Source organism: Sorangium sp. So ce1335, from assembly GCF_051521615.1.
Classification (GTDB): Bacteria; Myxococcota_A; Polyangia; order Polyangiales; family Polyangiaceae; genus Sorangium.
In genome coordinates this window covers 921,663-944,038 of the sequence record NZ_CP150363.1, presented here as the reverse complement: position 1 = coordinate 944,038, position 22,376 = coordinate 921,663, and the positions used below count along the sequence as shown (strand labels likewise).

Sequence of the window (22,376 nt, the reverse complement as noted above, 5' to 3'; positions counted from 1 at the left end):
GCGGCTCGGGGGCCTCTATCCAGGTTGTCCACGTGAGCCGCTACAGAATTCATGCCGTCTCGAAGATGTGTGGCGTGTCCTCGGCGACGCTGCGCGCGTGGGAGCGCCGTTACGGCGTGCCGTCCCCGGCGCGCACGGCGTCCGCGTATCGCCTCTACAGCGAGGAGGACGTCGCGCTGATCAAGAAGATGCGCGACTACGTGAACGGCGGGATGGCGGCCGCCGAGGCGGCGCGCATGGTGATCGAGACGGCGGCGCCCCAGCCGCCGGTGCACGCGAACGGCGGCGACGCGTTCGCGGGGGCGAGCGAGCGCATCGTCGACGCCGCGCTCCGGTTCGATCCGGACGGCCTCGAGGCCGAGGTGAACCGCGCGCTCTCGCTGGGCCCTGCGGTGACGATCTTCGAGCGGGCGCTCGGCCCGGCGCTCGAGCGCATCGGCGATCTCTGGCACGAGGGGAGGATCACGGTCGCGCAGGAGCACCTCGCGTCGCAGGTGCTCGGCGCCACGCTGCTGCACCTCTTGCGGCTCGCGCAGCCGGGCGAGAGCGGCCGGCGCGTGCTGCTCGCTGCGTTCGCGGACGAGGACCACGTGCTCGGGCTGTTCGGCATCGGCCTGCGCTTCTGCTCGTGGGGTTTCCGCTCGGTCGTGCTCGGCCCGCGGACCCCGCCGGCGGCGATCGCGCGCGCTGTCGAGTCGCTCTCGCCGGACGTCGTCGCGCTGACGGTGGCGATCCCGCCGCCCCCGCCGACCGCGCGCGAGCTCGTCGACGCGTACGCGGACGCGTGCCGGGAGGCGGCGTGGATCGTGGGCGGCGCGGGCGCGGAGGCGCTCCGTCCGTTCATCGAGGCGCGCGGCGGCCTCGTGGCGTCGCCCGACGTCTCGGAGGTGCGCGCGCAGGTCGAGTCCGCGCTGCTCTCGCGCCGGCGCCGCAAGGACGCGAGCTGAGCCAGCCGGTCAGCCCTCGACTTCCTTGCGGAGCAGGTCGAGCACCCTGCGCTGCGCCTCGGGCTTGAGCTTTCCCTCGGCGGCGAAGAGCACCTGGCCGTTCTTGCCCACGAGGACGATGTTGCTGATGCCGCGGCGGAGCCTGTAGGCCTCGCGGAAGGTGCCGTCCCAGTCGCAGTAGATCGTCGCGCCGACCTTCCGCGACTCCTCGCGGATGGCGTCCTTCACGAACCCCTTCACCGGCCAGAAGTCGTACGAGCTCACGTCGGCGACCGCCGCGAGGGCGATCGTCTTGCGGTAGCGGTCGCCCTTCGCGAGCTTGGCGAGCGCGTCCTTGAACGCCTGGTTCTGGGTCGCCGAGTCCTTGTCCTCGTACACGATGAGGATCGGCTTGCCCCGCAGCGTCTTGAGCTGGAGCACGCGGCCGTCGGCGTCCTCGACGCGCGCGTTCGGCGCCCGGTCGCCCTCGGACGGCAGCGCCAGCGCCGCCCCCGAGATCAGCGCCAATGAGAGCGCCGCGGCCGAGGCGGCGGAGAGGAGGCGGGCGGGCCACGGGCGGCGGGAGACGGGCGGGCGGTTCTGCATGTCCATGGTTCGTAGCATCTTTTGGCAAATCATCCCAGGGCTGTCCAAGGTGATCGTACTACCGAACGGGCTCGACGGGAGCTGGGGGTCTTCTCGGGACGGGGGTTTTCTGGATGAGGTCGCCGGGGCTGCCTTGGCGGACTTTCCGGGTTCATTCCGGCCCGTGTGCTGCGGTGGAGGGTGGTTGGCCCGGCTCTTGACACCCCGGGCGCCGTGCGAAGATTGGGCGGTGCGAAGAGACCGGCTCCCGGAGCCAAGGTCCCGTAACGCTACAACAAATGGGCCGTCGCGAGCAGGGTGACGGCGCCGTGGGCGAGGCCCCGGCGCGCGCCGCGCGCGGGGGTCACGGAGGAGTCGCCATGCTGAACCGTTACACGGATTTCGATCGCACGTTTGCCATGATGGATGAGCTTCGCCGGCGCATGGACCGGGTGTTCGAGGAGTACGACGCGCCGCGCGCGTCGCTGCGCGGCGAGTTCGACCAGTCGCCCCGGTACACGCCTGGTCCGCGCATTCACCTGTACGACACGGGCAGCGCCCTTGTCGTCAAGGCCGATCTCCCTGGCCTGACGGAGAAGGATGTCCAGATCTCGCTCAACCAGGACGTCCTGACCGTGAGCGGCGAGCGCAGGTCGGACGCGCCGGAGGGTTACCTCGTTCACCGCAAGGAGCGGGGCGCTGTGCGCTTCAGCCGGAGCTTCACGCTGCCGAGCAAGGTCGACCCCGAGAAGACGACGGCGGTCCTCAAGAACGGCGTGCTGACGCTGACGCTGAACAAGGCCGCCGAGGCGCAGCCGCGTCAGATCGCGGTGACCTCCCGCTGATGTCGAGCGGTACGAGGGAGTCGAAGGGACGAGAAGAGACGAGAAGAGACGAGAAGAGACGAGAGAAGAGCGACGATACCGCGATGAGCGGATCAGGAATGTACCGAGGAAGGAGCGATGAACATGAGCACCGATCGCAACCTGACGAACCGTGCGGAGAGCAACCCTGAGAAGATCCAGCAGCGCCCTGCGGTGCCCCCGGCGGTCGACATCTACGAGAACGCCGAGGAGCTCCTTGTCGTGGCGGATCTCCCGGGCGTCACGCAGGATCGCCTGGCCATCCGGCTGGAGAAGGGCGAGCTGAGCTTCGAGGGCCGGCGCACCGACGCGGCCGAGCGCGAGCAGAGCGCGGACAACCTGCCTGACTTTCGTCGGAGCTTCGTTGTCCCGCAGGGCATCGACTCGGACAAGATCTCCGCGGAGCTCCAGGCGGGCGTCCTGCGGATCCACCTGCCGAAGAGCGCCTCGCTCAAGCCCCGTCAGATCCCGATCAGCGCGGGCTGACGTGGCGGGCGGACGACCTGGGCGCCGCGCCGCCTGTCACCGACGCCCCTCGGGCAAGGTTCGGTGCAGCGCGCGGCGCCCGACGCGCGATCGACGAGCCCTCTGGGCCGGAGGGGCCGGGTTCGGCTACCGTTCCCGCGTGCCTCTCCTGCGTCATCCTCTCCCAGCCATCCCCTCCATCGCCCTGACCGCGCTGCTCGCCTCCGGCTGCAGCACGCTGCTGGGGCTCGACGACTTCACCGATGCCGCGGGCCCCGGCTCCGGGGGCGGCGACACGGCGCCTTGCGAGCGGGGTGACACGCGGGCGTGTTACGAGGGCCCCGGCGACACCGAAGGCGTGGGCCTCTGCGCGGCGGGCACGCAGACCTGCGGCGCGGAGGGGACGTGGGGCGCCTGCGAGGAGCAGGTGCTCCCAGGCGAGGAGGACTGCGACCGGCGGGGGGACGAGGACTGCGACGGCGTCGGGTGCAGCGATGTCCTGTGGGCGAGGATGTCGAGCGCTGGGGCCGATCGGCTTGCAACGTCGGTGGCGATCAGCCCGAAGGGCGATCGCATCGTGATGGTGGGCTTCTACCGAGGCGAGATCAACTTCGGCCCGAATGCCACGACGGTCTTGCCGGAGCATCTTCCCGCTGGCGCCTTCCTCGCCGTGTTCGACGGCGAGGGCAACCACGTGTACAGCCGGTCCGTGCCGCTCCCGGGGGAGAGCCATGCCGTGGTGGCGCTCGACGCCGAGAGCAATGTGCTGTTCGCCACCAAGTACGGCGGGACCGTGAACCTCGGCGGCGATGATCTCCTGGCCAACGGTCGCAACGACCTGCTGGTCGCCAAGCTCGACGCGGACGGCCGGCACATGTGGAGCAAGCAGTTCGGCGACCTGGAGGGCGAGATCACACCATACGATCTGGCCGTGGCGCCGGACGGAGATGCCGTGATCACGGGAGCCTTCAGTCAGACCGTGACCTTCGGCGGCTCGACGCTCGTGACCGCAGAGAGGCCGGACACGGACGGCTTTCTGGTGCGCTTGAGCGGCGAGGACGGCGGACACGTTTACAGCGTCCAGATCGGGGATGACGAGACCTATCCCCCGGGCGACCAGTATGGCAAAGGCGTTGGGGTGGATTCGATGGGACGTACCGTCGTCGCCGGCACGTTCGTGACCTCGGTCGACTTCGGCGCTGACCACACCCATCATTCCGACAGCGTCGAAGCGTCTGGCTGGGTGGCGCAGTACGATCCGGAGGGAACGCTGCTCTGGAATACGTCCTTCAAGAATCGAGACGGCAGCACGTTCGACATCGGCGGCGTCGACGTCGACCCTGCGGGCAACGCTGGTATTGTCGGGCTCTTCTCCGGTAGGGTCACGTTCAACGGAACGAGCTCGGTGGACGTGCCGCGCGAGACGACCGGCGCAGATGACAGCGATATGTTCGTTGTCCGCCTCTCCGCGACGGGCGCCCACTCGTGGTCGAAACAGCTCGGCGACGCGGACAAGCAGAACTGGGTCTTACCGATTCAGGGCGTCACGTTCGACAACGAAGGCGAGCTCGTCTTCGCAGGCGGTTTCCGCGGAACGGTGGAGTTCGGCGATGGAGAGCTGAGTGCCAACGACGCCGACTGGTTCGTCGCCAAGTTCGACGCGACGGGAACGCACCGGTGGAGTCATCGCTATGGCAGCGGCGCGGCCGCTCAGGCGGCGACCGCCGCGGCGGTTCATCCGGAGACGCATGAAATCGTCGTGGCGGGCGTGAGCGACGGGGCGCTCGACCTGGTGGACCCGCCGCTGATGATGGATGGTTTCAGTGTGATACTCGCGCGGATGTCCCCCTGAGTACCGCTCCCAGGGGGCGCGCTGTTGCGAGCGGTGCGAGGTCCGGCCCAGCAGCGGGCGCTCACGCGGGGAGCGCACGCCTCAAGGCGCTGTGGTGCCGAGCATCGGCCTGTGAGGGCGGTGCGGTGTCTCCTTCTCGACCGCGATGTGCAAATGCTCCACGCTGTGGCTAGTCGGGTAGGCCGACGTCGATCACCCCATGCCTTACCCGACTAATGGCCTTTAACAGTGAGTGTCCAGGCGGCATCGCTTCCACACGCAGCGCCGTCTACATATCGTACCTCAATCAGGAACCAGAGAGGGTCGTCCAAAATCAATCGATCGTTCCAGGTTGTCGTGAACGACTCAGGCGATCCATGCCCTCTCACGCCGGACGCGAAGCAGTCCGGCGCATCGACTCCGATCTCCCCTTGGTAGACGATCAGATCAAAGTTCATTCCGGGTGGGGAAGTGAGCGTGGCAGTGAAGGACTCCGAGGTCGGAGTGTTTACCTCATCGACGACGTGGACCTTGAACCACTTCGACGTGGTCCCCGTCTCCGTCACCGTCACTGATGCAGCACCGTCATCGCCCGGGATCTCACCGAGATCCTCTGCTCCAGCACAGGTGTTCGGCGCTGCATAATCGCACTCGGCCACCGCTCCCCCGCCGCCGCCCTCGCCGCCAAGACCTTCGCTGCTTCCGCCCTCGCCGCCTTCACCGCCCTCGCCCCCGGCGCCGCCGGACCCGGACGAGCTCGCGCTCGAGCTGGACGCAGAGCTCGATCTGGAGCTGGAGCTCGCCGGCGCGTCCACCCCTCCGGCGCCGCCCTCGCCCCGGCTGCCGCTTCCGCCGCCGCCGGCCTGCTCCTCGTAGCCGGGCTGCAGATCGTCGGTACCGACCGCGCACGCCGCGAGTGTGAGGAGGAGCGCGGGAACGAGGAGGTGCCGTCCAGGCGTGTGCATTGACAGGAGTCTATCCGGTCTCGCGAGATCGGTCCAAGGAAGCCACGCGGACGGCGTGAGATGTCGTGGCGGTCCGCATCACGAACACGTAATGCCCAGGCCAGCCGCGTTTTGCCCATTACCATAGACCTGGATTTCCCAATGAGGCGACCGGACACAGCACCGTCCAGAGCGATCCATGGCAACGTCATCGACACACGCCTGGAACTCGGTGCCTCCCCGCTCCGGCTCGACATGCCGTCTCGCCTGAAGGCCCACCGACCCAGCGAGCGCCGTCCTCTCCGCGGCCCCTCTCCTGCACCGCGTCGCCGCTCCCTGCCCGTCTCGCCCGGCGCCGCGCCGCCGCCATCCCAGGTCGCTCCGGCGCTTCCGCGCCCCGCCATCCCAGGTCGCTCCGGCGCCTCCGCGCCATCCCAGGTCGCTCCGGCGCTTCCGCGCCGTCCCGCCGCGGCCGAGCTCGCCCCGGCGCTTCCGCGCCGCCTCGCGTTCCGATAGGCTCGCCGTCGCTGACGCTCAAGCCCGCCCTCGACGCCCTGCTCTCGCTGCGCGCGAAGACGCTGCTGGCGATCGCCGCCACGCTGCTCGGGCTCAGCTTTGCCCTGTACGGCGTTTCATCGCAGGCGCTCCTCGCCAACTCGATGGCCGCCGAGGCCCGGGACACGCGCCGCACCGCGCGGGTGGCGCTCAACCTCTTCCACCAGGCCACCCGCGATTTCAACGCGCGCTGGACCGACTGGAGCCAGTGGGACGACGCGCACGCGTTCGTGCAGGACGGCAATCAAGACTTCGTCCGCTCGAACCTCGTCACCGAGCTCTTCGACATCGCCCGGATCGACCTCGCCGTCTTCGCCGATGCGGACGGAACGCCCGTGTACAGCACAGGGTACGATCACGCCCAGAAGCGCTGGGCGCCGCTCCCCAGGGGCATCGCGGAGCGGCTCCGCGTCGGCGATCTCCTGTTCGGGCGGGACGCGCAGCCCACTGCCGTCCGAGGCGGCATCGTCCTCCTGCCGGACGGGCCGATGCTTCTCTGTTCCCAGCCGAGCGTCGGCAGCGCCGGCCGCGGGCCGGTCGCCGGCACTGTCATGTTCGGTCGCTTCCTGACCGACGCCGAGATCCAGCGCCTCGCCGTGCCCGCCGGCCTCTCGCTCGCCGTGCGCCGCCTCGACGACCCCGACCTTCCCGCCGACTTCCGCGAGGCGCGCGCCCCCCTCTGGGATGTCGCCCCCCTGTCCAACCGCGCCCCCCTCTTGGACGTCGCCCCCCTGTCCGACCGCGCCCCCCTGTTGGATGTCGCCCCCCTGTCCGACCTCGCCGCCCTCTCGGACGGCGCCACCCCGTCCGACCGCGCCCCCACGGTCGTCCGCCCCCTCAGCGACGACCGCATCGCCGGGTACACCGTCCTGCACGACATCGACGGCCAGCCCGCGCTGCTCGTGCGCGTCGACAACGACCGCGCGATCCTCCGGATGGGAAACGACACGCTCCACTACCTCGTCCTCGTGACGGTGCTCGTCGGCCTCGTCTTCGGCGGCGTCACCCTCCTGCTCCTGGAGAAGCTGGTCCTCTACCGGCTCGCCCGCCTCAGCAGGGAGGTCACCGCGATCGGCGGCGACGGCGACCTCTCCGCGCGCGTCGCGATGCCCGGGAACGACGAGCTCTCCCGCCTCACCGGGTCGATCAACGGCATGCTCTCGGCGCTCGAGGCGAACGCCCGCCGGCAGAGCCAGCAGAAGGCGGCGCTCGAGCAGGCGAAGGCGGCGGCCGAGCAGGCCCACGAGCGCTCGGACCGGCTCCTCCTCAACATCCTGCCGAGGTCGATCGCCGACCAGCTCAAGGAGCACGAGCGGCTCATCGCCGAGCACTTCGAGGAGGTGACAATCCTCTTCGCCGACATCGCGGGCTTCACCCCGCGCGCCGCGCGGCTCAACCCGACGGAGCTCGTCGGCCTGCTCAACCGGATGTTCTCCTCGTTCGATCAGCTCGCGGAGCAGCACGGCCTGGAGAAGATAAAGACCATCGGAGACGCCTACATGGTCGTCGGCGGGCTGCCGGTCCAGCGCCCCGACCACGCGCGCGCGATCGCGCGGATGGCCCTCGCGATGGCGGACACCGTGCGCCGGTTCGTCGACGAGGACGGCGAGCCTTTCCGGCTCAGGATCGGCATCAACACCGGGCCTGTCATCGCCGGCGTCATCGGCAAGAAGAAGTTCAGCTACGATCTCTGGGGCGACGCGGTGAACGTGGCGAGCCGCATGGAGTCGAGCGGAGAGCCCGGGCGCATCCAGGTGAGCGAGGCGAGCTATACCCTGCTCCGGGGCGACTTCGTCCTCGAGGAGCGAGGCCTCGTGGCGATCAAGGGCAAAGGCGCGATGAAGACGTATTGGCTCGTCGGCGAGAAGACACCGCCATAGTACGTTACCGCGCGTCACAGCGCGCTACCGCACGTTACAGCGCCTCGCGGCGCGCCCCAGCGCGCGGCGGCCCGGCGCGGCGACAGCGCTGTCTCGCCGCGCTGACGCTGCCCTCGCGCGGCGTCAGCGCGGCGAGGCGCGCGGCCGGCGCCAAGGCCGCGATTGACAAGGCCTGGCGGGCGTGCAATGGCTGCGCCCCCGCCCGATGTCAGACCAGGAGCGACGCGCCCTCATGGACAAGCAGGCCCCGACCGAGACGACGCTTCTTCCCGTCACCGTCCGCGAACCGGGCCCCGGAGAGGACCGCGACGAGCTCGTGCGCCTCCTGTTCGGCGACGCCGCCGCGTCGGCCAGGCGACCCGAGGAGTACGAGGCGCGCTATCCGCGGCGCGCGCTGCCCAAGGGCGCGATGGTCACCCGGTTCGCGCCGAGCCCCACCGGGTTCATGCACATCGGCGGCGTCTTCGTCTCGCTCATCAACAAGCGGCTCTCCGTCCAGAGCGAGGGCGTCTTCTTCCTCCGCCTCGAGGACACCGACGTCAAGCGCGCCATCCCGGGCGCCATCGACACCATCGTCGACTCGCTCGCTCGCTACGACCTCTCCCCGCACGAGGGCGTCCTCCGCGCCCCCGCGAAGGACGGCGGTCCCCGGGGCGAGTTCGTGCAGCAGGGCGACTACGGCCCTTATATCCAGACCGAGCGGGTCGAGATCTACAGGGATTACGCCATCGACCTCATCCGCCGCGGCTTCGCCTACCCGTGCTTCTGCACGGTGGAGGAGCTGGACGCCATCCGCCAGGAGCAGATGGCGCTCACGGTGAAGCCCGGGTATCACGGCCGCTGGGCGAAGTGGCGCGACGCGCCGCTCGCCCGGGTCAAGGAGGCGCTCGCGAGCGGCACCCCGTTCGTGCTCCGGCTGCGCGCCCCGGACGACGTCTCCGGCCGCGTCGAGTGGAAGGACGGCGTGAAGGGCGTCATCTCGATGCCCGTCAACGATCTCGACACCATCCTCCTCAAGTCGGACGGCATCCCGACTTACCACTTCGCCCACGCCGTCGACGATCACCTGATGCGGACGACGCACGTCATCCGCGGCGACGAGTGGATCTCGTCGATGCCGCTGCACCTCCAGCTCTTCCGCGTGCTCGGCTTCAGGCCGGTCGAGTACGCCCACGTCCCGCCGATCCAGAAGCTCGACCGCGTGGAGGAGGCAGACCCGGAGACGGGCGAGACGAAGGTCTCGGACGCCCGGCGCAAGCTGAGCAAGCGCAAGGACCCCGAGGCGAACATCGAGTATTACCGGGAGATCGGCGTCCCCGAGACGGCCACGATCGAGTACCTGCTCAACATCGCCAACTCCGCGTTCGAGGACTGGCGCAAGGCGAACCCGGACAAGCCGTATACCGCCTTCCCGCTCAAGCTGAACAAGCTCGCCCCCGGCGGCGCCCTGAGCGACCTCGTCAAGCTGAAGAGCGTCAGCCAGTCGGTCGTGAGCCGGATGAGCGCGGAGGACGTCTACGCCCAGGGCATCGACTGGGCGAGGGCGCACGACACGGAGCTCGCCGCGCTGATGGAGCGAGATCCGGAGTACACGAAGCGCGCGCTCGGCATCGAGCGGGGCGGCAAGAAGTCGAACAAGCGCATCGTGACGTGGCCCGACCTGCGCCCCCAGCTCTTCTTCTTCTACGACGAGCTCTACGACAGGGTCGAGGCGTTCGACTTCCCCGAGAACGTCCCGGAGGAGGACCGAAAGCCGCTGCTCCGGCAGATGCTCGACGTCTTCGATCCGGCCGACTCGAAGGAGGCGTGGTTCGAGAAGATCCGGCAGATCGCCGTCGCCTCGGGCTACGCCGGCGAGGTGAAGCAGTACAAGGCATCTCCCGAGTCGTGGAAGGGCCATGTCGGCGACGTCTCGATGGTGCTCCGTGTCGCGGTCTGCGGGACGCGCAACAGCCCCGATCTGGCCGAGGTCATGGCGGTGCTCGGTGAGCCGCGCGTGCGCGCGCGCATCGCGCGCTTCCTCTGAGCGGGGGCGCGGCGTGACGGGCCCGGAGGCCGCGCGTCCCTGGCGGGGGCCGCCGCGGCTCCACGGCCCGCGGCGGCGGCAGGAGGCGCGATGAGCGAGGTGTGCCGGTTCGCGCCCTCGACGACGGGGCCCGCCCACCTCGGCACACTCGCGGCGGCGCTGCTCTGCTGGCTCGACGCGCGGTCGCGGGGCGCGCGGCTCGTCCTGCGGCTGGAGGACCTCGACCCCGACCGCTGCCGGCCCGCGTTCGCGCGCGCGATCGAGGACGACCTCGCGTGGCTGGGGCTCGATTTCGACGAGCGCGTCGAGCAGCACACCCGCAGGGCGCACCACGAGGCGGCCATGGACCGGCTGGAGGCGCTCGGCGCGCTGTACCCCTGCCCCGCGACGCGCGAGGAGGTGCGCGCGATCGGCCGGCGCGCGCCCGACGGCGGCTGGGCGTACGACAACCGCGCCCGCGGCCGCGCGCTGCCGCCCGGCGGGTGGCGCGCGAGCGCCGAGCCGATCCGGGCGCGGCTGCCCGACGGCGTGTTCCGGCCCGTGGACGAGGGCGGGCTCGACCTCTCGCAGGATCCCGCGGCCGCGATGGGCGACCCCGTCGTGCGCCGGCGCGACGGGGCGTTCTCGTACCAGCTCGCGGTGGTCGTCGACGACGGCGCGGCCGGCGTCACGCGCGTCGTCCGCGGGCGCGACATCGCGCCGAGCACCGCGACGCAGGCGGCGCTCCAGGCGCTGCTCGGGCTGCCCGCGCCGGTCTACCGGCACCACCTGCTCCTCCTGGAAGAGCGCGGCGGCAAGCTGGCGAAGACCCACGGGGCGGCGCGCGGCGCCGCGCTCGCCCGGAGCGCGGACGCGCTCTGCGGCGCGCTCGCGTGCTGCGTCGGCCTTCGCGACCGGCCGGAGCCGTGCACGCCGGCGGAGCTGCTCCCGGAGTTCGCGTGGGAGCGGGTCGCGACGGCGGACCGGGTCGTGCGGTGGAGCGGTGGGGCGAGCGGTGGGGCGAGCGACGGGGCGCTCGCCGTCACGCCGGTCCCCTGAGCCTCCCCGGGCCCGGCTCAGGCCGGCAGCGGCGAGGAGGAGCGCGCGAACAGCGGGAACAGCGTCACGATCGCGCTCGGCCGCGGCAGATCGTCGTCGTCGTCATCATCGTCGCGCCGACCGTCGCGCCCTCGGCGCGAGCGGGCTCCGAACAGCGTCCAGGCGCGCCACGCCTGCTCGGCGAGGTCGCGCGCACGTCCCGGAGTGGTGTCGCTTCCAAGGGGCATCATGTCGGGCCGCCGCTTACCATGAGAGCAGGTCGGCGCGCCAGCATTCTGCGTCGACGCCACGCCACCATCGCTGTCCCGACACACGGGCCGCCGCGAAACGCTCTTCTCATGAGGCGAAACAGCGACACCAGTCCCACTGATTTCGGCCGCACCGGGTGAAATCGTGTCCTGGCAGCTCGCGCTGGAATGCGCCATGAACGCTGCCCGGACCCGTTCATGGCCACCGTCCCCGACGCTCTGGAGCCGACGTCGCCCCTCGCGGCCTTCAAGTCCCGCGACTTTCGCGTCTACGCGGTGGCCCGTCTGCTCGCCACGATGGCGTACCAGATGCAGTCGGTCGCGGTGGGGTTTCAGGTCTACGACCTCACGCGCGACCCGCTCGCGCTCGGCTACGTCGGCCTCGCCCAGTTCCTCCCGATCGCGGGGCTGTCCCTCGTCGCCGGGCACACGGCCGATCGCTTCGATCGCCGCGTCATCCTCTCCCTCTGCTACTTCACCTCGTCGCTCGCGGCGCTCGCGCTCTTCCTCCTCGCGCGCTCGCCGAGCCCCGATCTGCGGGCCATCTATGCCGTCCTCGTGCTGCTCGGCACCGTGCGCGCCTTCCAGGGCCCGGCGGGCTCGTCGTTCCTGCCGGCGCTCGTGCCGGCGGCGCACTTCCAGAACGCGGTGACGTGGCAGTCGACGCTCTGGCAGGTCGGTGCGATCGGCGGCCCGAGCCTCGGCGGGCTGCTCTACGGCGTCTGGCGCGCGCCAGCGCCCGTCTACCTGGCCTCGAGCCTCGCGCTCGCCGCGGCGTGCGCCGGCCTCCTGGCCGTCCGGGCGCGCACCGGCCGCATGGAGAAGCGCCCGCCGTCGCTCGCCACCGCGCTCGCGGGGCTGCGCTACGTCTACCGGAAGAAGATCCTCCTCGCGTCCATCTCGCTCGACTTCGTGGCCGTCTTCCTCGGCGGCGCGGTCGCCCTGCTGCCCATCTACGCGACCGACGTGCTCCACGTCGGCCCGCAGGGGTTCGGCCTGCTGCGCGCCGCGCCCGCCGCGGGGGCGGGGCTCATGGCGGTGCTCCTCGCCTTCCGACCGATCCGGCGCCAGGCCGGGCGCAAGATGCTCCTCTGCGTCGGGCTGTTCGGGCTCGCCACGGTGGTCTTCGGCCTCTCGCGGAGCTTCCCCCTCTCGCTCCTCGCGCTCACCGTGATCGGCGCCACCGACATGGTGAGCGTCGTCGTGCGGATGACGCTGGAGCAGCTCGCGACGCCCCCCGAGATGCGCGGCCGCGTCAGCGCCGTCAACATGGTGTTCGTCGGCGCCTCGAACGAGCTCGGAGAGCTCGAGTCAGGCACCCTCGCGAGGCTCATCGGGACGGTCCCCACGGTGGTGATCGGCGGCCTTGGGACGATGGCCGTCGTGCTGCTCTGGGGGTGGCTGTTCCCCGAGCTGCGCGCCGTGGACCGGCTCGAGGACACGCGCGCGTCCACCGAGGACGACGCGCCCGAGACGGCGTGAGCCGCGCCGCGCCCGGGGCAGCCCGCCCGCCCCGGAGAGCGCGGCACAGGGCGGATCGGACGCCGATGAGGGCGAGTCGTCCCCGGCAGATCCGAAGCGATGACTCGCTGCGTGATCCCTCGCGACGACCGCGCGAGACGAATCGAGCGCCAATCGAATAAATCGAGCGAATCAAACGAATCGAGCGAACCGAGTGCGAAAATTATTACGCGCCGCGTACTATCGTCCGCACGATTGGCATTCGACGAGGACGTTATAATGCACACAGGGCGGCGCGCAATCCCACCCTGCACGACGAGAATCCAGTCAAGCTGTTTGAATCGCTTGACGCAGGGAGAGAGCGGGACCTTACATATGCCATGGATGCAGTCATCGCGTGGGCTGTCGGCATCATGATGACATGGGCCCCGCCCGGAATGAGCCGAATCAAGGACGCGATCGAGACGCCCGAGGCCGGGCGCGCGCGCTATCACGAGATCGCGAGCGCCGCGGCGAAGGTGGCGTATGATCCCGAATTGAAGCCGCTCTTCGGCGGCCCTCGCGGGCGCGCCGAGACGATGGCGCTGCTTCTGTCGATCGCCTATTTCGAGAGCGGCTACCGGCGCGACGTCGATCTCGGCCTCGGCAATCTCTCGCGCGGCGAGGGGGTCGACTCGTGCCTGCTCCAGGTGCGCGTCGGCGCCGGCAAGACCCGGGAGGGGTGGTCGCACGAGGATCTCGTCGGGGACCGGGAGAAATGCTTCCGCGCCGGGCTCGCGCTGATCAGGAAGTCGTTCGGGGCGTGCCGCAAGCAGGACGCGCGCGATCGGCTCAGCGCATACACGCGCGGCCGGTGTATCGACAACGACAAACACTCGAGAGCACGTATCGGACGCGCGATGCGCGTCCCGCGCGCACCGATGACGGACGAGGAGGTCCTCTCCTCGATGACAAGGCGCGCCCCCGCCCCCGCCGCTCCCCAGGGGGCGCCGTCGACCGCAGGAAACGACAGCTAGAGAATTTCGAACCGCCAAGACGCCAAGGGCGCCAAGAGCTCGTCTTCTTCTTGGCGTCCTTGGCGCCTTGGCGGTTCATTGCTGGCTCGCTCGTCGTGTTCGGTCTTCTAGCGTGCTGCTCGGCCGGTCGATCGCCTCGATCCGGATCAGAAATCATCAGGACGCCAGGGACGCCGAGAGAGCCGAGAGGCTCTCCCCCTGGCGTCTCGCGTCTCAGGGGTTCAATCCTCTCTCGTCCGAGCGTCGCGCCGTGTGCTCTGCGGCGACGTCGGACCGGACACCGCGCGATCGATCGCCGAGGCGTCGTCCGTCTGGACAGGAGGACGAGTTCTTGTAGAGTCCCGCGACCATCGGAGGACATGGATGAAGCTCACCTATTTTGCAGTGCGCGGGCGCGTGGAGGTTGCCAGGCTCATGCTCGAGCTCTGTGGCGCGCCCTACGAGGACGAGGCCGTGCCACTCGAGAGCTGGGTTCAGCCGGACACAAAGGAACGCTTCCTGAAGTGTACGCCGTTCGGGCAGCTCCCCGTGCTGCAGGAAGGGAAGCTCACCCTCTGCCAGTCGCAGGCGATCAACCGCCACCTGGCGCGCAAGCTGAACCTCAACGGCGACACGCTCGAGGAGACCGCGCGCATCGACGAGGTCACCGAGACCGCCTACGAGGTGATCATGGACGTCGCCACGCTCTTCTGGAATCCGCGCTTCCACGAGGTGCGCGCCGACCACCGCGCCGCCACCGTCAAGAAGCTGGACCGCCTGGAGGACTACTTCCTCCGCACGCGCGCCGACGCCGAGCACTGGATCACCCCGGGCCGCTACACCCTCGCCGACGTCGCGATGGCGTTCGCCCTCGAGACCATCATGCCCGTCCACACCGGCCTCGTGAAGGAGTTCCCGGAGCTCCATCGCGCCACGACCGCGTTCTTCGAGGCCGACCGCGTCCGCGAGTACGTGCGCGGCCCCCGGCGACATCGCACGTGGACGGTCCCCATGGCCACGTTCGGCGGGCGGCCGGAAGAGACGCACCAGTGGGCCGACTGACGGCCGGCGGGCCCGCCGAGCCACGAGGCCCGGGGCTCGCCGCCCGGACAGGCCAGCTCGCGCGCGGGCGCGCGGCTCAGCCGCGGATCAGGGCCATGGCCGCCTCGGCGGTGAGGTAGCTCTTGCTCTTCATCCCGAGGCGGATGGACGAGAGGCTCACCTCGCTCTCGGCCTGGAGCGCGGCGATCGTCAGGGCGTTGTGACAGAAGATGTTGACGAGCTTCGGGCTGCCGCCGCTCCTCGCGTGCAGGAGCTGCTGTGACGCGACGTCGAGGTTGAGCCCGCGCCCGCTCCCGCCGACCGAGCGCATCCTGAAGTCGATGTACTCGACCATCTCCTGCTGCGTCATCCCGGGCAAGAGGAGCGATTGCGCGCCCGAGTAGAGCTCGCGCGGCACGCCGTTCGACGCGAGGGTCGCCGGGAGATCGGGGGCGCCCACGAGGATCATCGACAGCCTGCCCGGGGGAGAGCAACGCAGGATGTCGTGGAGCTCCATCAGGAGATCGTGATCGTCCGGATCGACGCCGTCGACGACGAGGACCGCGATCGCGTCCGACCCCGAGCGCTGGAGCGCGTGCCCGAGGAACGCGTCGACGAGCGACTGCTGGCTCATGGTGGGCGTGACGGTCGACGCCCCGATCTGCCGGCACATCGCCACGAGCGGCCGCGTCCCGAAGAGGAGCTGCGGCTCGATGGTGAAGACCTGAATGCGAGGGATCTTGTTCTTGATCATCTCGCACACGAACGTCCGACCGCTCCCCGAGTCGCCCACGAGGATCGCCGGGCGCTGCCCGGCCACGATCTGCGACGCCAGCGTCCGGAGCACCCAGGCGTACGGGCCCGCGTCCCAGAAGAAGCTCGGCTGCCGGATGTCGCTGAACGGGTATCCGGTCAGCCCGAAGTGGTTGCGGTAGCTGTACTGGCCGGTGAAGTGCCCGAGCGCGCTCGTGCTGTTCACGAGGATGGTGCCCGTCGGCGTGGCGATCGAGCTCCTGGCCGGCAGCGGGATCTGGCTCGCCCGCGTGTCGGAGAGCTCCACCCCGGAGACGAGGCTCGGCCGGTGCTGCTCCGGCAGCTCCCGCGGCCGGACGCTGCTGCGCCGGAGCATGAGCATGTCCTCGAGGAACGCCACGATGTGGGCGGCGGACGGCCGCTCCTGGGGCCGCTTCGACATGCAGCGGCGGAGCAGCTCGGCGAGGAGCGGATCGATGTCCGGCAGCGACTGCTTCGGGTCCGGGACGGGCGTGTGGCAGTGCGCCTGGAAGCAGCCGGCGAGGTCCCTCGCCGAGAACGGCGTCCTGCCCACGAGCAGGTGATAGAAGGTGCAGCCGAGGCTGTAGATGTCCGACGGGGGCGCGATCTCCTGCCCGGTCCACTGCTCCGGGCTCATGTAGAACGGCGTGCCCTCCAGCGTGCGGGCGGCGCCGCCGCTGCTCCCGAGCGGGCCGCTGCCCGGGTGGGACGCCAGGCCGAAGTCGGCGATCTTGAGCGTCCCCGAGGCGTTGAGCAGGAGGTTCGCTGGCTTGATGTCGCGGTGGGTGATGCCGAACGACGCCGCGAGCTCGAGCGCCGCCGCGGCCTCGCGCATCTTCTCGATCCCGAACTGCTCCGGCAGGCGGCCGCCGTGCTGCTTCGCCGCCTGCGCCATGGTCAGGCCGTGGACGTACTCCATGGCGATGTAGCGGACGTCGTCGTCCTCGCCGACCTGGAAGATCTGCACCACGTTCGGGTGGAGCAGGCGCGCCGCCGCGCGCGCCTCGCGCAGGAAGCGGTCGCGCCGCTCGGGGTCGGTGTCCGCGCTCCCCTTCGCGATCAGCTTCACCGCCACGTCGCGCTGGAGGACGCTGTCCCTGGCGAGGTACACAGCGCCCATCGCGCCGATCCCGAGCAGCTGCACGAGCTGGAATGGTCCCAGCCACTGCCCCGCCAGGTGGGTCAGCGTCGTCGCAGGATCCGCGATCATCGGACTTTCATTCCCATGGTGCCATCCAACCCTTGCGCTCGCCGGGCCACTCGTCCACCCGAGATCACACCGCGCGCGTCCAGCCTTTCACCGCCCGTCGCCCCGCGCCCTGCCGCGCCCGAGGACGTGCCCCATCGTGAACGCGGAGAGGACGAGGACCGTGACGATGATCGGCACGGCGTACGTGGCGAGGGAGGCGATCCCGTGCGCGCCCCTGTCCGCCGCGGCGCCTGCCGCGGCCGCGGCCCGCTCCGGCCCGCCCACGGTGAGGAGGATGGCCGTGGCCATCGAGGCAGCGATCGAGAGAAGGCCTATCGCGAGCCCCGCGACGAGGCCGCTCGGCCCGGTCGGCTCCGGCGCGACGGGCGCCGCGACGGCCGGCGCGGCGGGCGCCGCGGCCGGCACCGTCACGAGCGGGCCGTCCAGCTTGACGTGGACGTTGAGGACCATGTCCTGCCCCGCCCACGGGATCACGACCCCCTGCGGGCTCGGCGCCTGCGCGGGGACGCCGGCCGCGGGCCGGGGCTTGTCGATCGCCGCGCCGCTGCCCGCCAGGGCCTCATGGGCCGGGTTCGTCTGGTAGTGGAGCGTGTCGGCGTCGTCGTCGAGCGGGCTCCTCTGCCGCTTCTTCTGCGGCATCACCTCGGTGACGCTCTGGGGCGCGGGCGCCCGCGGCTCGGACATCGGCGGCCGCTGCGGGCGCTCGCGCGCGGGGGGCGCCGCGTTCGCGCCGCCGGGGGCCGCGCGGCCGACGTGCTCGGCGGCCGCCTTCTTCATGACGTCGGCGATCACGCCGTAGACCTCGGTCCACGCGGTCTCGATGTCGCGCGTGAAGCCGTCGCCGAGCCCCTCGCGCAGCGTCCAGAGCAGCGCCTCGCCCACCAGGTCGTAGTGGCGCTCCTCCACCATGTAGCCGTGGTGGCGCACGCCGAGCGACTGGAGCACGGGAACGAGCTTGGTCAGGTTGCTCAGCCCGTCGACGGCGACGGAGAGCGTCTGCATGAGCTTCTTCTTCTGCTCGCCGATATCGTTCTTGAAGAGCCCCCGCACCGACGGATCCAGCGTGAAGAGGCGGTCGTAGAAGAGCGCCGCCGCGGCGTCCGAGATCGGCATCACCTTCGCCCACGAGCGCTGCACGAGCTCGATGGTGCGCGGGCTGATCGGCGCGCCCGCGTTCCCGGGCGGCGGCTCGCTCTGCTGCCACGGCGGGACGACCCCGACGAGCGTCCGCGCGGCCACCTGGTGGGCGGAGGACGGCGGCGGCACCGACTTGGGCCGCTCGCCCGCGCGGGCGGCGGCGCCCTGCGCCGGCTGCGGGGAAGCCGGCCGGGCCGCGCCGGCCGCCGGCTGCATGGCGGCCGGGGGGAGCGCCTGCGTCGTGCCCACGGCCGCGTGCGCCGCCGCGGCCTTCTTCATGACGTCGGCGACCACCCCGTAGACCTCTGTCCACGCGGTCTCGACCTCGCGCGTGAATCCGTCGCCGAGCCCCTCGCGCAGCGTCCAGAGCAGCGCCTCGCCCACGACATCGTAATGGTGCTCGGCCACCATATAGCCCTGGTGGCGCACGCCGAGCGACTGGAGCACCGGCACGAGCTTGGGCAGGTTGTTCAGCCCGTCGACGGCGACGGAGAGCGTCTGCATGAGCTTCTTTTTTTGCTCGGCGATATCGTTCTTGAAGAGCGGCCGCACCGACGGGTCGAGCGTGAACAGCCGCTCATAGAACAGCGCCGCCGCGGCGTCCGAGATCGGCATCACCTTCGCCCAGGACGCCTGGACGAGCTCGATCGTGCGCGGGCTCAGGAGGTCGGACGGCTGCGGGGCGCGCGCGGCCGCCGCCTTGCTCAGGAAATCGGGCGCGCCGTACGCCCCCGGCCCCCGCTGGGTGGCGGGCCCCGCCGTGGCCGGCACCGCGCGCGCGGGCGCGGGCGCGGGCGCGCTGACGCCGCGTTGCGGCCTTGCGGCGTCCCCCGGGGTCGCGGAGCTGCGCGTGGGGTTGGGAGGCGCAAAGGGATCGTTCGGTTTGGCCATCGTGAGTTGTCCGCTGGAGGTTGCCGGGATTGCTTCGGTGGGATGCGCGCCGTGACGCGCGTGTTCAGAGCAAAGGAGCCGCAGCTATCGCTATCCTACATCAGGGAGCCGGCGCCTGACTACGGCGCGGCGAGACGGCCGCGCCGCAGTCAGGCGCCGGCTGGAGGCGCGCAAACCGCGGCGACGCGACCCCACCGGGCGCGCGGCGGCGCGGCGAGCGCGCGCGGAGGTCGGTGAGCACGTCGTGGCTCCCGGCGGGGCCCGTGCCGGCGCGGAGCTCCCCGGGCGACGGCTGCCCCGGCAGGTTCACTTATACAACCCGTCAACGGCGCCTCGCGGCATCGCTCCGGGCAGGATGGCGGCAGGCGAGAGCGGGGCTTACCCATCACCGCCGCTGAACGAGGGACGTTCGCGGGAGGTGATCTCGTGTTCTGGCGCCGAGCCCGGGCGCGGCGGATACGAGCAGCCCGACGAGCAGCCCGGATAGAGGAGATCGCCACGGCGCCGACGTCGCCAGACAACCAACGTCATGGGTCTCCTGGCGTCCTGACATGGTGCAGTTTCCTCCCTGCCCAGCCCTCGCCGGCGTCGCGGGCGCCTCCTCGCGCCTGGCCGCTCGGCCGGAGCGTGCGCCGGCATCCACCGGGATGCGATCGCGGAACACCGCACCAGGGAGGGAGGCGCGCTCGCGACGACCACGCCCGCCGGGAGAGGATCGGTCTCGAGCCTCGCTCGGTTCACCTCCCCGGCGCCGCGCTCCCCGTCGCGACGGGAGACCCAGAAAACGAAAAACGCGAGGTGGCCGGGTTCGGCCAATCCTCGCGTCCTCTTGCTGCTTTTGCTGCTTGGGTCGTGGTTGCGCGGGCGGGATTTGAACCCACGACCTTCGGGTTATGAGCCCGACGAGCTACCAGGCTGCTCCACCGCGCGAGAGGGAATCTACTCACGGCCCCCCGTTGGTCAAGGATTCTCTCACGGCCCCATGTCGATTGTGTCCATCTCGTCTTCCGAGGGCTTTCCGAGGGCCTGCCGAGGCGTTCCGGGGGCCTCCCCGGCCTTCCTTCCGAGCGCCTGCCGAGGGCGGCGGGTCACGGCTCGGCCCGGCCGCCGCCCTCCCCTGCTTCCCTCAGCCCAGCCAGTCCGGCACGAGCGGCGACGGCGCCGCGGTCGAGATGACCCAGAGCTGGTGCGCGGCGCGCGTCGCGCCGATGTGGAGCAGGTGCCGCGACTCGTCGTCGGCCGGGTAGGTCGACGCGTTCACGTCGACGAGCACCACGTAGTCGTACTCCAGGCCCTTCACCTGCCGGATCTCCGTCACCTCGACGCCGGGGCGGAACGCGAACTCGTAGGCCCGGATGCGCCGGAGGTTCGGGATCTCCGCCATCTTCAGGGCGTCGTAGTACACGTCCGCCTGCTCGGGGTGCCGCGCCAGGATCGCCAGCGTGGCGCGGGGCTCGCGGGCGAACAGCGGGCGGATGGCGTCGGCGAGGAACGCGACGGCGGCGCCCGCGCTCGGGAAGTGGTGGTGCTCGACCGGCGCCCCGCTGCGCGGCGCGAGCGGCGGCGTCGGATCGGCCAGCGGGCCGAGCACCGCCCGGGCGAACGCGAGCACCTCGCGCGTCGAGCGGTACGCGATGCGCAGCGGCTCGACGTCGACGCGCGACAGGCCGAGGTCGTCGAGCGTCGCGCGCCAGTCGCGGAAGCCGGAGTCCATGAAGAGCCGCTGCGCCGTGTCGCCCGCCAGCGTCACGCTGCGCGGCTCGGCCACGACGCCGAGCAGCACCGCGAGGTCGATCGGCGCGAGATCCTGCGCCTCGTCCACGAAGAGGTGCTCGTACGTGAGGACGTTCTTCCCCTTGCGGAGCTCGCCCCGGAGGAGCTGGTACGCCCTGAGGAGCAGCGCGTCGTCCTCGGGGTCGAGCACCGCGCGATCGTCGCTCGAGACCTCGCGCGCGTCCGCGCCGCGCTCGTCGTCGCCGTCGTCCGCCGGCTCGTCGGCCATCGCCGCCTTGCGCTCGGCGCGATCGCCGGGGTCGAGATCGAGCACCGCGGGGCAGCGGTCCGCGCACCAGCGCCACGCGCGCTTCACCTGCTCGGGGCCGAACTCGGGGTCGCCCGCGGCCTCGAAGGCGGCGGTCACCCGGTCGAGATCGGTGAGCAGGTCCGCCCAGAAGGCGAGCGTGCCGCGCGAGTCGCGCCGCGCCCGCGCGTCGTCCTTGAGCTCGGACGCGCGCTGCTCCAGCAGGTGGAGCATCGCCGGGTGCGTCTTGTACCGGGTCACCACCGAGGGCGTGTTCTCCTCGACAGGCGCCTCGAGCCACGGGAAGGCGCGCTTCCTGGCCGCGCGCGCCCACTCCGAGAACGTCTCCACCGCGATGCCGGAGAGGCCCAGCGCCGGGAGCGCCTCGCTGATGTACGCGCGGAGCGCGGGGCTGCCGACGATGACGAGCATCTTGTCGGCCGTGAAGCGGCGGCCGCCGTTGTAGGCGAGGAAGGCGAGCCGGTGGACGCCGATCGTCGTCTTGCCGCTGCCGGCGCCGCCCTGGATGACCACGATGCCGGAGTCCGGCTTCGAGATGAGCTCGAACTGCCGCGGGTCGAGCAGCGCGGCGATCTCGGGCAGGTGCCTGTCCTCGCGCGCGTGGAACGTCGCCCCGGTCCCGAGCCCGCCGCGCGCGCCGGCCGCGCCGAGGGCGATGTCGCGCATGTCCTCCGGGCGCACAGCGCTGCCCTGGCCGCCCGAGAGCTCGGTCGCCCGCGTCGCGATCTCGCGGAAGCCCCCCGAGGGCCCGCGCACGAGCGTCCCCTGCGGCGCCGAGATGCGGTAGAGCTCGCCGTTGTCGATCGTGACGGTGCGCCGCACGAGCACGGTGCCCTCGACCTCGCGCTCGCCGAAGGTCTCCTCGTACTCCGCGCCCTCCTCGTAGCGGTAGTAGATCTGGCTGACGGGGGCGTGGCGCCAGTCGACGATCCGCACGCCCGCGCTCGCGTCGACGAGCGTCGTGCGGCCGATGAGCACGTCGCGCTCCGGACGGCCCTTCTCCCGCAGGCGCAGGTGGCCGAAATAGGGCGACTTCGGATCGACGGGCTCGACGACGTTCTCGTTCCGCCGCGCCGCGATCCCCTGGAGGCGCTCCATCTGCTGCACGAGCGCCGGCACGTCCTCGAGCCGCGCCGCCGCGATCTGATCGCGCAGCGAGAGGAGCTGCTCCTCGTAGTTCTCGACCGGGGGCGGCCGCGACGGCTTGTTCGCCGAGGCCGCGAGGTGCGCGGACACGCGGGCGAGCAGGGCCTCCTCCTCGCGCACGATCGCCTCGCCTCGCTCGCTCAGCCGGGCGCCGGGCGCGCCGTCCGCGGGTGGGCTTGGCTGTCCGACCGCGGCCGCTGTCGCGACGGTGGCCGAGGTCGGCTCGGTGGACTGCTCTTCGGTTGTGTGCGTGGGGCTCGTGGGACGATTCGCGGTCACGGGAATGCCGATGCGATGCTGAGGTGACAGGCCATCGGGG

At 71.1% G+C, this 22,376-nt stretch carries 16 protein-coding genes and 1 tRNA gene; 10 read left to right on the top strand and 7 right to left on the bottom strand.

What is annotated here, in order from left to right; all coding sequences use genetic code 11:
• Positions 1–32 precede the first annotated feature (32 nt).
• On the top strand, positions 33–947 hold the full coding sequence (locus WMF24_RS03400; protein WP_437734896.1) for a MerR family transcriptional regulator: 915 nt from the start codon (positions 33–35) through the stop codon (positions 945–947).
• A gap of 9 nt (positions 948–956) precedes the next feature.
• Here the strand turns inward: WMF24_RS03400 and WMF24_RS03395 are convergent, their stop codons facing one another.
• Positions 957–1,538 carry a YtfJ family protein gene (locus WMF24_RS03395; RefSeq protein WP_437734895.1) on the bottom strand — a complete coding sequence of 194 codons (582 nt, stop codon included), beginning with the start codon at positions 1,536–1,538 and terminating at the stop codon, positions 957–959.
• Between the two features lie 353 nt (positions 1,539–1,891).
• Here WMF24_RS03395 and WMF24_RS03390 point away from each other — a divergent pair, with 353 nt between their 5' ends.
• From WMF24_RS03390 to WMF24_RS03380, 3 genes are all read left to right on the top strand, one after another.
• On the top strand, positions 1,892–2,356 hold the full coding sequence (locus WMF24_RS03390) for an Hsp20/alpha crystallin family protein (RefSeq protein ID WP_437734894.1): 465 nt from the start codon (positions 1,892–1,894) through the stop codon (positions 2,354–2,356).
• 123 nt (positions 2,357–2,479) lie between these two features.
• Positions 2,480–2,860 carry an Hsp20/alpha crystallin family protein gene (locus WMF24_RS03385; RefSeq protein ID WP_437734893.1) on the top strand — a complete coding sequence of 127 codons (381 nt, stop codon included), beginning with the start codon at positions 2,480–2,482 and terminating at the stop codon, positions 2,858–2,860.
• 139 nt (positions 2,861–2,999) lie between these two features.
• Positions 3,000–4,691: a hypothetical protein gene (locus tag WMF24_RS03380; RefSeq protein ID WP_437734892.1), complete on the top strand. Its 1,692-nt coding sequence runs from the start codon at positions 3,000–3,002 to the stop codon at positions 4,689–4,691.
• 212 nt (positions 4,692–4,903) lie between these two features.
• On the opposite strand, the gene WMF24_RS03375 is transcribed toward WMF24_RS03380, so the two are convergent.
• Entirely contained in the window at positions 4,904–5,635 is a 732-nt protein-coding gene (locus WMF24_RS03375) for a hypothetical protein (RefSeq protein WP_437734891.1), read from the bottom strand.
• A 638-nt stretch (positions 5,636–6,273) separates the two neighbouring features.
• Between WMF24_RS03375 and WMF24_RS03370 the strand changes: the two genes are divergently transcribed.
• The 3 genes from WMF24_RS03370 (at position 6,274) to WMF24_RS03360 (ending at position 11,113) form a co-directional block, all read left to right on the top strand.
• Positions 6,274–8,049: an adenylate/guanylate cyclase domain-containing protein gene (locus WMF24_RS03370; protein ID WP_437734890.1), complete on the top strand. Its 1,776-nt coding sequence runs from the start codon at positions 6,274–6,276 to the stop codon at positions 8,047–8,049.
• A gap of 232 nt (positions 8,050–8,281) precedes the next feature.
• Positions 8,282–10,075, top strand: coding sequence for a glutamate--tRNA ligase (locus tag WMF24_RS03365; RefSeq protein WP_437734889.1), 1,794 nt, complete (start codon positions 8,282–8,284; stop codon positions 10,073–10,075).
• A gap of 90 nt (positions 10,076–10,165) precedes the next feature.
• Positions 10,166–11,113 (top strand): glutamate--tRNA ligase family protein, encoded by a 948-nt coding sequence (locus tag WMF24_RS03360; protein ID WP_437734888.1) that lies wholly within the window; start codon positions 10,166–10,168, stop codon positions 11,111–11,113.
• 17 nt (positions 11,114–11,130) lie between these two features.
• On the opposite strand, the gene WMF24_RS03355 is transcribed toward WMF24_RS03360, so the two are convergent.
• Positions 11,131–11,403, bottom strand: a complete 273-nt coding sequence (locus WMF24_RS03355) for a hypothetical protein (RefSeq protein ID WP_437734887.1) — start codon at positions 11,401–11,403, stop codon at positions 11,131–11,133.
• Between the two features lie 156 nt (positions 11,404–11,559).
• Here WMF24_RS03355 and WMF24_RS03350 point away from each other — a divergent pair, with 156 nt between their 5' ends.
• The 3 genes from WMF24_RS03350 (at position 11,560) to WMF24_RS03340 (ending at position 14,879) form a co-directional block, all read left to right on the top strand.
• Positions 11,560–12,843, top strand: coding sequence for an MFS transporter (locus tag WMF24_RS03350; RefSeq protein ID WP_437734886.1), 1,284 nt, complete (start codon positions 11,560–11,562; stop codon positions 12,841–12,843).
• Between the two features lie 416 nt (positions 12,844–13,259).
• Entirely contained in the window at positions 13,260–13,838 is a 579-nt protein-coding gene (locus WMF24_RS03345) for a hypothetical protein (protein WP_437734885.1), read from the top strand.
• A gap of 363 nt (positions 13,839–14,201) precedes the next feature.
• A complete protein-coding gene (locus WMF24_RS03340) occupies positions 14,202–14,879 on the top strand; it encodes a glutathione S-transferase family protein (RefSeq protein WP_437734884.1) in 678 nt (225 codons plus the stop codon).
• Positions 14,880–14,955: 76 nt separating this feature from the next.
• Here the strand turns inward: WMF24_RS03340 and WMF24_RS03335 are convergent, their stop codons facing one another.
• The 4 genes from WMF24_RS03335 to WMF24_RS03320 form a co-directional block, all read right to left on the bottom strand.
• Positions 14,956–16,842 carry a protein kinase domain-containing protein gene (locus tag WMF24_RS03335; protein ID WP_437734883.1) on the bottom strand — a complete coding sequence of 629 codons (1,887 nt, stop codon included), beginning with the start codon at positions 16,840–16,842 and terminating at the stop codon, positions 14,956–14,958.
• A gap of 87 nt (positions 16,843–16,929) precedes the next feature.
• Positions 16,930–18,870 carry a globin family protein gene (locus WMF24_RS03330; protein WP_437734882.1) on the bottom strand — a complete coding sequence of 647 codons (1,941 nt, stop codon included), beginning with the start codon at positions 18,868–18,870 and terminating at the stop codon, positions 16,930–16,932.
• 853 nt (positions 18,871–19,723) lie between these two features.
• Positions 19,724–19,800 (bottom strand) — tRNA-Met (locus WMF24_RS03325).
• A 196-nt stretch (positions 19,801–19,996) separates the two neighbouring features.
• Positions 19,997–22,336 carry an ATP-binding domain-containing protein gene (locus tag WMF24_RS03320; protein WP_437734881.1) on the bottom strand — a complete coding sequence of 780 codons (2,340 nt, stop codon included), beginning with the start codon at positions 22,334–22,336 and terminating at the stop codon, positions 19,997–19,999.
• Positions 22,337–22,376: the final 40 nt, after the last annotated feature.